Here is a 12,471-nt window from a genome sequence, read left to right on the forward strand (position 1 = left end):
CCGAGAAGAAGCTTCTGGATTGGTCAACAAACACTTACAACAACCATGTCTTGCACGACGCACTGTAGGGGGGCGTTAAACAGAATGCTAGTAAAAACAATTTTGGATATTTGCGGATTATGGTTATTCATGATTTGAAATCATCACAACTGTCAACTTGGGTGTATGGGGCCTTTTCCTATTTTATGCTTGGTTTCCGGCGCCTATATCTTAGAGTGCGGAGATGACTACAATCACCCCCTCCACTCAGATCATTACTTTAAAAGGGCAGGATGCTTTGCCTGGTTTTCGACGTGACAAATTGCTTAAGGCATTTGCGGCAAAGGGCATTGCTGTGATTGATGTGCAAGCGAATTTTATTCATATGGCTGAAGTAACTGAGGACTGGCAAGTAGCGCATACTGAGCAGTTGAGTGTGTTGCTTGGGCATTCCCCTGAGCTGTTTAGTGATCATCAGTCTGATAACTTGACGCTTGTTGTTCCTCGTGTTGGTACGATCAGCCCCTGGTCATCCAAGGCTACTGATATTGCTGGCTTGTGCGGTTTGTCTGAGTTGCTTCGTATTGAGCGTGGCATTGCTTATCATATTACAGGCCTTAACCATGAACAGCATGTGGCTGCGGCAGCTCTATTACATGATCGCATGACAGAATCCGTGTTGAATGATGTGGATGCGTTGGTTCAGTTGTTTGCCCATCATGAAGCAGCACCTTTAGCCACAATCGATATGCTTGGTAGTGGTCGCACAGCTTTAGAAGCCGCTAACCGTGAGTTGGGGCTGGCGTTGGCTGAAGATGAAATCGACTATCTGTTGGAAAATTTCACAGCTCTTAAGCGCAATCCATCAGATGCAGAACTGATGATGTTTGCTCAGGCCAACTCTGAACATTGCAGGCATAAAATTTTTAATGCTGATTGGGTGATTGATGGAGAAGAACAGGATCGTTCCCTGTTTGCGATGATCCGCAATACGCATAAATTGAATCCGGAAGGCACGCTGGTGGCGTATAGTGATAACTCATCGGTCATTGAGGGCGGTGCATCGCAACGCTTTTATCCGGATGACGATGCGCACTATCGCGCTCATGATGATCAGATGCATATTCTGATGAAGGTTGAAACGCATAATCATCCAACAGCTATTTCTCCCTTTGCAGGTGCGGCGACAGGTTCCGGTGGTGAAATTCGCGATGAGGGTGCAACAGGCATTGGCTCCAAACCAAAGGCTGGTTTGTGTGGCTTTTCCGTTTCCAATTTGCGTATTCCTGAGTTTGAACAGCCATGGGAAATCGATTATGGCAAGCCTGATCGCATAGTATCCGCGCTCGATATTATGATGGATGGGCCTATCGGAGCTGCGGCATTCAATAATGAATTTGGCCGTCCGAACCTGTGCGGTTATTTCCGTACGTATGAACAGGATATATCTAAGGATGCAGATGCCTCAGAGCTACGCGGTTATCACAAGCCGATTATGATAGCCGGTGGCGTAGGCAATATCGATGCGCGTCATGTGCATAAAAACGACGTGCCTGAAGGCAGTTTAATTATTCAACTCGGTGGCCCGGCCATGCTGATCGGCCTTGGTGGCGGTGCTGCTTCAAGCATGGATACCGGTTCTAATGCAGAGTCGCTTGATTTTGATTCAGTGCAGCGTGGCAACCCGGAGATGGAACGCCGTTGCCAGGAAGTATTGGACCGCTGTTGGCAGATGGGCGATGCCAATCCGATTCTGTTTATTCATGATATTGGAGCCGGTGGCCTATCCAACGCAGTGCCCGAATTGGTCGATGATGCAGGGCGCGGTGGCTGGATTGATTTGCGTGCAGTTCACAATATGGAGCCGGGCATGAGCCCGATGCAGATCTGGTGTAATGAAGCTCAAGAGCGATATATGCTGGCGATTGCGCCGGAATCACGCGCGCTGTTTACCGCGCTTTGTGAGCGCGAACGTTGCCTGTTTGCGGTGCTTGGGCATGCCACAGAAAAACGTGACCTGGTGGTGAATGATCCACAGCTTAATGATCAGCCGGTAAATCTCTCTCTCGACATGCTGCTTGGTAAAGCGCCGAAGCTGACGCGTGATGTAACGCATAAGGCAGCAACATCTGTAGCGCTTAATGTGGCTGCGATTGATCTGAAAGAAGCTGCTGAGCGTGTGTTGCGACTGCCTGCCGTAGCCAGTAAAGAGTTCCTGATCACGATTGGTGACCGCTCTATCACAGGTATGGTGGCACGTGATCAAATGGTTGGCCCCTGGCAGGTGCCGGTTGCCGATGTGGCAGTGACCACACGTGATTATAGCGGTTATGCAGGCGAAGCGATGAGTATGGGAGAACGTACGCCGATTGCTGTGCTGGATGCTGCGGCATCAGGGCGCATGGCGGTGGGTGAAGCGCTGACCAATGTGGCGGCGGCTCCGATTGCAAAAATCGGTGATATCAAACTCTCTGCCAACTGGATGGCGGCTTGTGGTCACGAAGGTGAAGATGCGCGTCTGTATGATACGGTGAAAGCTGTGGGTATGGAGCTGTGCCCGGCACTGGGCATCTCTATTCCGGTTGGTAAAGATTCGTTGTCGATGAAATCGGTTTGGCAGATTGAAGATGACAATGGCGACAGCCAAACACGCGAAATGATTTCACCACTCTCCTTGATTGTATCTGCCTTTGCGCCCGTGACGGATGTGCGCCAGACCCTGACGCCTGAATTGCAACTGGGGCAGGGTGATAGCGATCTGATCCTGCTGGATCTGGGCGATGGTAAAAACCGTTTGGGTGGTTCTGCCCTTGCTCAGGTGTATGGCAAGACTGCACAGGATGTACCTGATGTGGATGATGCCGCTTTATTGAAAGCATTCTTTTCAACGATCCAGCAGTTGAACAATGAAGGGCTGCTTTTGGCGTACCATGACCGTTCTGATGGAGGTCTGTTTGCCACGCTGGCTGAAATGAGTTTTGCAGCGCGATGTGGTCTGAAAGTACATCTGGAAGCGCTGGGTAAGGATGTGATTTCAGCCCTGTTTAATGAAGAACTTGGTGCCGTGATTCAAATCAGACGATCTGAGCGCGAAACGGTGTTGTCCAGGTTGAGCAATGCTGGTCTGGCTCATGTTGCCCATATTATTGCCCACCCGGAAGCAAGCACTTCATTTGTGTTGAAACATGAACAACAGACGCTGTTTGAAGCCGACGTACAGTCGCTGCAGCAGATTTGGGCAGAAACCAGTTTCAGAATGCAGTCCTTACGCGATAACCCAGACTGTGCCAAAGAGGCTTTTGAAGCCATTGCCGACAAACAGCATAGCGGTTTGTTCGTTGATCTCTCTTTTGATCCGGCTGAAGATATTTGCGCAGATTTCGCCAATAATCCACGGCCAAAAGTGGCTGTATTGCGTGAGCAGGGCGTGAATGGGCAGGTTGAGATGGCTGCTGCATTTGATCGTGCCGGTTTTGATTGTACCGACGTGCATATGTCCGATGTGATTGCAGGGCGCATCAACCTGGAAGATTTTCAGGGTCTTGTGGCTTGTGGCGGCTTCTCCTTCGGTGATGTGTTGGGAGCCGGTCGCGGTTGGGCAAATTCAGTACTTTATAATGAAAGAGCCCGTGATCAGTTTAATCATTTCTTCCATCGTTCCGATACATTCGCCTTGGGTGTCTGCAACGGATGTCAGATGATGTCCGGTTTGAAGTCCATGATTCCGGGGGCAGAGCACTGGCCGAATTTTGAACGTAACCGTTCTGAACAATTCGAAGCACGATTGTTGCAGGTTGAAGTGCTGGAGTCGCCATCGATTTTCCTTGCTGGCATGGCCGGTTCCAAGTTGCCGCTGGTTGTGGCGCATGGTGAAGGGCGTGTCTCGTTCGACAGTGATGAGCAGGCTGGCCAGGCAGTTAGTGCATTGCGTTATCTTGGCGCTGATGGGGACGCTGCCACAAGCTATCCGCATAACCCTAACGGCTCGCCGGATGGTTTGACCGGATTCACTACAGCGGATGGCCGTTTTACGATCATGATGCCGCATCCGGAACGCCTGTTCCGTAGCAGTCAGTTCTCCTGGAGTCCTGAAGCGTGGGGCGAGAATGGCCCGTGGCTGCGCATGTTCCGCAACGCACGCAAGTGGGTTGGGTGAAATATGGTGGCTACTGAAGAGCGCTTCTGATAACTTGCGACCCCGTTATGGATACTAATTCTAGTAAGAAAACACGATTTATTTTTGTTACCGGCGGGGTGGTCTCTTCGCTCGGAAAAGGCATTGCTGCGGCAAGCCTTGCGGCGCTATTTGAAGCGCGTGGTCTGCGTGTCACCATGCAGAAACTCGATCCCTATATTAATGTGGATCCCGGTACGATGAGCCCGTTCCAGCATGGTGAAGTGTATGTCACCGATGACGGGGCGGAAACCGACCTGGATCTGGGCCACTATGAGCGTTTTACGCATGCGACTATGTCCAAGCGTTCCAATTTCACGACAGGCCGTATTTATGAATCGGTGATTCGTCGTGAGCGCCGTGGCGATTATCTGGGCGCAACCGTGCAGGTGATTCCACATATTACAGACGCGATCAAAAGTGCGATCCTGTCGCTGAGATCAGATGACGTGGATATTGCGCTGGTTGAGATTGGCGGCACGGTTGGTGACATTGAGTCACAGCCATTTTTGGAAGCGATTCGTCAGCTGCGTTTTGATTTGGGCCGGAAGAACACCGCCTATATTCATCTGACGCTATTGCCTTACATCGCTTCAGCGGGTGAAATTAAGTCCAAGCCTACACAGCATTCGGTTAAACAGCTGCGTGAAATCGGCATTCAGCCTGATGTGTTGCTGTGCCGTTCTGAGCATTCGATTCCCAAGGGTCAGAAAGATAAAATTGCCCTGTTCTGTAATGTGGATAGGGGTGCTGTGATTGATGCACTGGATATGGATACCATTTATGGTGTACCACTGGGTTTGCACGAGCGTGGTTTAGGTTCGGCAGTATTAAAACATTTCGACATGGAAGATAAGGAACCGGATCTATCGGTATGGGAAGATATTTGCCGTAGAATTCGTGAACCGAAACAGGAAGTGCGTATTGCCATGGTTGGCAAATATGTCGAGCTGGCGGATGCCTATAAATCTGTGAATGAGTCGTTGATTCATGGTGGTATGGCGCATGAAGTGCGTGTGAATATTGAATATATTGATGCCGAGTCACTTGAAAAAAACGGTGTTGACTGTCTGGCTGATATGGATGGTATTTTGGTGCCTGGTGGTTTTGGTCAGCGTGGTACCGAAGGTAAAATTGCCGCTATTCGTTACGCCCGTGAAAACAAAGTACCATTTTTGGGGATCTGTCTGGGTATGCAGCTGGCTGTTGTTGAATTTGCGCGCAATGTTGCAGGCCTTGAAGGTGCGGTCAGTAGTGAATTCGATGAACGTGCCAAACATCCGGTGATTGCTCTGATGACAGAATGGGAGCAGGAAGGAGCGCGTGTTCAGCGTAGTTCTGATAGTGATCTGGGTGGCACGATGAGGCTCGGTGGCTATGCTTGTAGTGTGATTGAAGGCACGCATACCTTTGATGCCTATCAGCAGGAAGAGATCCGTGAACGTCATCGTCACCGTTATGAGTTTAACAACACCTACCGTGAGCAGTTAGAAGCAGCCGGATTGGTGGTGGCGGGTACTTTGCCGGATAATTCATTGGTGGAAGTGGTTGAAGTGAAAGACCATCCGTGGTTTGTGGCCTGTCAGTTTCATCCTGAGTTTTTATCACGCCCGTATGCGCCGCACCCGCTATTTGCTGCGTTTGTTGGTGCTAGCAAGGCTGCGTCAGATCAATGACGCGATCTGACGTGATACAAGCAACTGCAACGGTTGGAGATCTGCGCATCTCCAATGACCTGCCTTTGGTACTGTTGGCTGGACCATGTGTGATTGAAGGTGAAGATTTTACGCTGAAAACAGCAGAGCGCATTGCCGCGATTGCTGATGCTTGTGGCGTGCCGTTGGTATTTAAATCAAGCTTTGATAAAGCCAACCGCACCAGTAAAGATGGCTTTCGTGGCCCGGGCCTTGATGAAGGTTTGCGTATCCTGCAACGGGTGAAAGATGAGTTGGGTTTGCCTGTGGTTACCGATGTGCATGAAACGTATCAGGTGAAAGCGGTATCTGAAGTCGCTGATATTTTGCAAACGCCGGCGTTTTTGTGTCGGCAAACTGATTTTATTGAAGCGGTGGCATCTGCCGGTAAACCTGTAAATATCAAAAAGGGACAGTTTCTTGCGCCCTGGGATATGAAGCATGTGCTGGAAAAAGCGCAAGCCACTGGCAATGCAAATATTATGTTATGCGAGCGCGGTGCAAGTTTCGGTTATAATAATCTGGTGTCAGATATGCGGTCTTTACTGGTGATGCGCGAATTTGGAGCGCCGCTGGTGTATGACGCAACTCACTCTGTGCAGCAACCGGGTGGTTTGGGTGGCGCAACAGGAGGCAATCGTGAATTTGTACCGGGATTGTCACGGGCAGCCGTAGCAACGGGTGTGGCCGCACTGTTTATGGAAGTACATCCTGATCCGGATCAGGCCAAGTCGGATGGGCCGAATTCGTTGGCGCTGGCTGATCTGGCTGAAGTGCTGACAAGCTTGAAACAGATTGATGATGTTGTGAAGTCGTAACTTTTGATTTGAGTGGTTTGATGTTAAAAAGTAAATAAACTGAATAAAAAAACTGGTTTTCGTGACGCTTTCCCACATTTAATAGACGTGTAATGTTCCTTTGCGTACATTTCGCGCCGTTTGTGAACATTTGATCCATAAATATTAGAACGTATCATCGTCGACAATGGGGTCGACCAGGAGAAACACATTGAGTGAAATTGTAAATGTACATGCTAGAGAAATTTTTGATTCGCGCGGCAACCCGACTGTAGAAGTTGATGTAAAACTATCCAGCGGAGCATTTGCCCGTGCCGCAGTTCCAAGCGGAGCATCCACAGGTTCCCGTGAAGCGGTTGAGTTGCGTGATGGCGACTCCCGTTTGGGTGGTAAAGGTGTAAGAAAGGCCGTTGCCTTCGTAAATAGTGAGATTGATAGCGCTGTAAAGGGTATGGATGCTGCAGATCAACAGAGTCTTGATGATAAGCTGATCGCACTGGACGGTACGCCGAACAAGGCGCGTTTGGGCGCTAATGCGATTCTTGGTGCTTCTCTGGCAGTGGCCAAAGCACAAGCGGCTGAACAGAACCAATCACTATTCCGTTATTTGGGTGGTGCAGATGCAAACCTGCTGCCAGTACCATGCATGAACGTCATCAACGGTGGTTCGCATGCAGACAATAGCATTGATTTTCAGGAGTATATGATTGCGCCAGCCGGTGCATCGAGCTTTGCTGAATCGCTGGATATGGGTGCGGAAGTATTTCATGCGCTGAAATCTGTATTGAAAGCCGCTGGTCATGTGACTGCTGTCGGTGATGAAGGTGGTTTTGCGCCAAATTTGGGTTCCAATGAAGAAGGTATTACTGTCATTCTGGAAGCGATTGAAAAAACCGGTCTTAAAGCTGGTTCTGATGTTGTGATCTGTTCCGATATGGCTGCTTCTGAATTTTATCATGATGGTCAGTATGTATTAGCCGGTGAAGGTAATCGCAAGCTGGACTCAGCTGGTCTGGTTGATCTGATCGCTTCATTGTGTCGTCAGTATCCATTGGTCTCCGTGGAAGATGGTCTGGATGAAAATGATTGGGATGGCTGGAAGCTGCTCACTGAAAAGCTAGGTGATCGCGTGCAGTTGGTTGGTGATGATCTGTTTGTAACCAACCCTGCTATTCTGAAAGAAGGCATTGATAAAAACATTGCTAATGCGCTCTTGGTGAAAGTGAATCAAATAGGCACCTTGTCTGAAACTATTGCCGCTGTGAATATGGCGCATGATGCTGGTTACCGTTGTATGATGAGTCATCGAAGCGGTGAAACTGAAGATGCTACGATTGCTGATTTGGCTGTCTCCATGGCAACCGGTCAGATTAAATCCGGCTCAGCTTCCCGTTCAGATCGTATGGCCAAATATAATCAGTTGCTGCGTATTGAAGAAGAACTTGGCAGTGCTGCACGTTTCGCTGGTCTTGCTACGTTTTCCAGAGGCTGATACCCACTGAGTGAGCATTAACGTGGGAAAACGTTTAGGCCAATGGTTGTTTTGGATTGCTGGCGTGATCGGGCTAAGTTATATGCTCTGGAATCTAATTTTTTCCGATCATGGTTATCTGGTATATCAGAAGGAATCTGTTCAATTAGAACAACTAAAGGCCGAACTGTCGGCCCTGAAGCTTGAACGTGAACGCTTAGCCAAAGAGGTGCTACGCTTCAGAGATGATCCGCGCGCACTTGAAGAGCTGGTGCATCGGGAGCTTGGTTATGTTCATCCGGATGAATATATGGTGATTATGAAGGATAAACCGGCGGTTAAAGGAAGGGGTAAATAGTCATGAGTAAGGTAATCACCCGGTTTGCACCATCTCCGACAGGACTATTGCATTTGGGGAATGTGCGCACTGCATTGCTCAACTGGTTATACGCGAGAAAACACGGTGGTCGTTTTTTGCTGCGTTTTGAGGATACCGATCAGGATCGTTCTCAGCAGCAATATATTGATGCCATTCAGTCCGATCTTAACTGGTTGGGTTTGAATTGGGATGGTGATGTACTGTTTCAATCGAAACATGCAGATAACCATCGCAAGGCGCTGGATCAGCTCGCAGAGAAAGGTATGGCTTATCGCTGCTTTTGCAGTGAAACCCAATTAAACTTGGATCGTAAACTGGCTGCATCGCGCGGCTTACCTCCGCGTTATGCTGGGCGTTGTCGTCAGCTTAGTGATGAAGAATCACTTGCCCGCGCACAGTCGGAGCCTTTTGTCTGGCGCTTACGTATCCATGCTGATGATGGTGAGGTTGTTGTTTCCGATCTATTGCATGGTGATATCCGTTTTGCACAGCGTGATCTTGATGATCCGGTTGTTGTGCGTTCCGAAGGTTCGTTTACCTTTTTGCTTCCTAACGCTATTGATGATGCACTAGATGGTATTACCCATGCTGTGCGTGGTGATGATCATTTGACCAATTCGGCCTATCAGGTTTGGCTGCTACAGCAGCTAGGTTATACGCCTCCACATTACCTGCATCATGGTCTGTTGCTGGGATCCGATGGTGCCAAACTTTCCAAACGTAGTGGCAGTCACAGTGTGGTTGAGTTGCGTGAAGAAGGCCTCTTGCCGGGAGCGCTGGTGCAAGCCATGGGGCGTTTGGGTCACCCGAACATGCCGGAACAGGCGCACACTGCGATGGCTTTAGCTGATTATTTTGAGGCTGAACATGTGTCCACCAGCTCCGTGAAATGGCTGGATGAAGATATGTGGCGTTGGCATACGCGGCTGCTGCATGAGCTCGATAGCGAGTTGTTAATCCCATTGCTTCTGCTGCATGTGCCGGATGCAGGGCATGACAGGCTGGTAAGCTTTGCCTCCTTGATCGAGAAAAATCTTGAACGTGTTGAAGATGCTGTACTGTTTCAGCGTCTGCTGGATGTCGAAGCTGCTCTGGAACCTGAAGCGTTATCGGTGTTATGCGAAGCAGGCACAGCCTTTTATCAACAGGCATTGGATGCCTGGCAACCTGATTCGGAATGGAAGAGTTGGACGGCGGCAGTGAAAGAGAAGACCGGCTGCAAAGGTAAAGCGCTGTTTATGCCCTTGCGTGTGGCATTAAGTGGTGCTCTGCATGGCCCTGATATGTCCTCTGTTGTCACATTCTTAGGTAGTGAAGGTGTTATCGCCAGAATCGAACATGCGTGTCAGCTAGCTACTCAGGAGGCGTAATCCTATGAGTCTTTCTGTTTATAACTCCCTGCATCGTCGCAAGGAACTGTTTGAACCTCTCGAACCTAATCGTGTGGGTATGTATGTGTGTGGTGTGACGGTGTATGACTATTGTCATGTTGGCCATGCGCGTGTGATGGTGGTGTTTGATGTTATTCATCGCTGGCTCACTGAACTTGGTTTTGATGTGAACTATGTGCGCAATTTCACCGACGTAGATGATAAGATTATTAAACGGGCCAGTGAACGTGGTATTGATATTCATCAACTTACCAATGAGATGATTGCTGCCTTTCAGGAAGATATTGGTTCTCTGGGCTGTTTGCCACCGAGTCATGAACCCCGTGCTACTGCCCATATGCCGGATATGGTGAAGATGATTGGCGAGCTTGTAGCACGAAAGCACGCCTATGTTTCTTCATCCGGGGATGTGTTGTATGCGGTGCGCAGTTTTGATCACTATGGTCAGCTGTCGGGTAAAAATATCGATGACCTGGAATCGGGCTCACGTGTGGATGTGGATGATAGCAAACGTGACCCGCTCGATTTCGTGTTGTGGAAAATGGCCAAGCCGGGTGAGCCTGCATGGGATTCACCGTGGGGCCAGGGCAGACCGGGTTGGCATATTGAATGTTCAGCCATGAGTTGCTCGCATCTGGGTAACACCTTTGATATTCATGGTGGCGGTATGGATTTGAAATTCCCGCATCATGAAAATGAAATTGCTCAGGCCTGTGCATCCAATGATGGCAGTTTTGCCCGTTACTGGTTGCATAATGGCTTTGTAAATATCAATGCTGAGAAGATGTCCAAGTCATTGGGTAACTTTTTTACCATTCGGGAAGTCACCAAAAACTATCACCCGGAAGTATTGCGCATGTTTATCCTGGGCACCCATTATCGTTCACCATTGGATTTCTCTGATAGTGCCTTGGATGCTGCCAAAGCCGGATTGGATCGACTGTATGAAACGCTACGGCGATTCAAGGGTGAGACGTTAGATGGAAGATGTGAGATGTCTGAGTCACTCATTCCACCTGCTTTCACCAACGCCATGAATGATGATTTCAATACTACGGAAGCGCTGGCGTCACTCTTCGATACCAATCGTGCTTTGAACAAGGCTTTAAATGAGAGGGCTGATGTCAGTGATCTTGCTGCCCAATTCAAGGCGATGCTTAATCTCTTGGCTATTGGTCAGCATGATGCCGAAGCCTGGTTTAAGGGTGGGGATGTTGATGTGGCGCGTATTGAAGCATTGATTGCTGAACGCGGCGAATCGAAAAAAGCCCGTGATTTTGCCCGTGCTGATGCCATTCGAGATGCATTGATTGCCGAGGGTATTGTACTTGAAGATAGCCCGAGCGGCACAACCTGGAAAAAGGTCTGATAGACGAAGGTCCGAGACTTTTACCGCAAAGTACGCAGAGTTACGCAAAGTAAAGCAAAGCTGGCCGAGGAAGAAGAGAGTCACAGCAATGATTATTACGCCGGTATTTCTCCTTTGTAACTCTTGGGTGATTGCGCTTGCGTAAGAGAGAGTGCCCTGGGCAGTTCTGTGGTGAAAGATTTAAATGGTTGTAAATGTAGAGGTAGTGAAGATGCAAGCAAAAGTGGCTGAAACAATTGCTCTGTTAGAGCAGGCAAATAATGAATATGGCTCTAGTCTGGTGTTCGCATGCAGTTTTGGTGCTGAAGATGTTGTGATGATTGATCTGATCAGCAAACATGCTCCCTCTATTCAGGTCGTCACGCTCGATACCGGTCGTTTGCCACAGGCAACCTATAATGTAATGGATGCGTGCCGTGAGAAATATCATTTAGAGCTCAAGGTCTATTGTCCGGATGCAGCAGAAGTCGAAGCGATGGTCTGCGAGTCGGGTCTTAATCTGTTTTATCAATCGGTAGAGAAACGCAAACAGTGTTGTGAGATACGCAAGATTCATCCGCTCAAGCGGGCGCTGTCGGGTAAACAGGCGTGGATCACAGGCGTGCGTCGCGAGCAGGCTGACTCGCGTCTGGATATGACTGCAGTGGAAGATGATGCTCATTTTGGTTTGAAGAAGTTCAATCCTCTGATTGAATGGACAGAATCAGAGGTGTGGGACTATATCCGTAGCAACGATGTGCCCTACAATGCGCTGCACGATCAACATTATCCATCCATTGGTTGTGAGCCATGTTCCCGATCTATTACTGTCGGGGAAGATCCAAGATCCGGACGTTGGTGGTGGGAGCGTGAGGATGGTGTGGCCGAATGTGGTCTGCATGCCAGCCCATTGAAAAAGCCGTAGAAAACAAAAAAGCTGACGTGAAAACGCCAGCTTTTTTTGATGTTTCTAATGCTATTAGAAATGCATTCTGTAATGTGGGTCCAACCAGCATTTTGGTAGTGCTTCTCCGGATGCAAATGTTACATCGGATTTTTCAACAGGTTCTGGGTCACCGACTTCTTCACCGGCCTGGAATTGCACGGTAACAAATGATGAATTTGGATCTGTGAGTTGACTTAGTTCAACGACCTGCGCGAGATCGCCATTATCTGCTTTTCTCAAGAACATATCAGCCTCCTTATTGTTGATGTGACGTGCTGAGTTTATCCAATAT

Annotated in this window: 9 protein-coding genes; 8 read left to right on the plus strand and 1 reads right to left on the minus strand. The window is 48.9% G+C overall.

Annotated elements, in window-relative coordinates; genetic code table 11:
• Window positions 1-223: 223 nt before the first annotated feature.
• From purL to D8Y20_RS04970, 8 genes are all read left to right on the plus strand, one after another.
• Window positions 224-4,135 carry a phosphoribosylformylglycinamidine synthase gene (gene purL, locus D8Y20_RS04935; protein ID WP_121541932.1) on the plus strand — a complete coding sequence of 1,304 codons (3,912 nt, stop codon included), beginning with the start codon at window positions 224-226 and terminating at the stop codon, window positions 4,133-4,135.
• 47 nt (window positions 4,136-4,182) lie between these two features.
• Complete coding sequence (locus tag D8Y20_RS04940; protein WP_121541933.1) at window positions 4,183-5,829, plus strand: CTP synthase; 1,647 nt, start codon at window positions 4,183-4,185, stop codon at window positions 5,827-5,829.
• Window positions 5,826-6,665, plus strand: coding sequence for a 3-deoxy-8-phosphooctulonate synthase (gene kdsA, locus D8Y20_RS04945; RefSeq protein WP_201265532.1), 840 nt, complete (start codon window positions 5,826-5,828; stop codon window positions 6,663-6,665). Before D8Y20_RS04940 ends, kdsA begins: the two co-directional genes overlap by 4 nt.
• Before the next feature lie 190 nt (window positions 6,666-6,855).
• On the plus strand, window positions 6,856-8,136 hold the full coding sequence (gene eno, locus D8Y20_RS04950) for a phosphopyruvate hydratase (protein ID WP_121541934.1): 1,281 nt from the start codon (window positions 6,856-6,858) through the stop codon (window positions 8,134-8,136).
• Between the two features lie 22 nt (window positions 8,137-8,158).
• Window positions 8,159-8,473 carry a septum formation initiator family protein gene (locus tag D8Y20_RS04955; protein ID WP_201265533.1) on the plus strand — a complete coding sequence of 105 codons (315 nt, stop codon included), beginning with the start codon at window positions 8,159-8,161 and terminating at the stop codon, window positions 8,471-8,473.
• Between the two features lie 2 nt (window positions 8,474-8,475).
• Window positions 8,476-9,864, plus strand: a complete 1,389-nt coding sequence (gene gltX, locus D8Y20_RS04960; protein ID WP_121541935.1) for a glutamate--tRNA ligase — start codon at window positions 8,476-8,478, stop codon at window positions 9,862-9,864.
• 4 nt (window positions 9,865-9,868) lie between these two features.
• Entirely contained in the window at window positions 9,869-11,254 is a 1,386-nt protein-coding gene (gene cysS, locus D8Y20_RS04965) for a cysteine--tRNA ligase (RefSeq protein ID WP_121541936.1), read from the plus strand.
• 184 nt (window positions 11,255-11,438) lie between these two features.
• The gene (locus tag D8Y20_RS04970) at window positions 11,439-12,158 is read left to right on the plus strand and encodes a phosphoadenylyl-sulfate reductase (protein ID WP_121541937.1); all 720 of its coding nucleotides are present in this window, start codon (window positions 11,439-11,441) and stop codon (window positions 12,156-12,158) included.
• Between the two features lie 54 nt (window positions 12,159-12,212).
• On the opposite strand, the gene D8Y20_RS04975 is transcribed toward D8Y20_RS04970, so the two are convergent.
• Window positions 12,213-12,425 carry an acetyltransferase gene (locus D8Y20_RS04975; protein WP_121541938.1) on the minus strand — a complete coding sequence of 71 codons (213 nt, stop codon included), beginning with the start codon at window positions 12,423-12,425 and terminating at the stop codon, window positions 12,213-12,215.
• Window positions 12,426-12,471 lie beyond the last annotated feature (46 nt).

The sequence above is a fragment of the Mariprofundus sp. EBB-1 genome, assembly GCF_003665155.1.
Lineage (GTDB): Bacteria > Pseudomonadota > Zetaproteobacteria > Mariprofundales > Mariprofundaceae > Mariprofundus.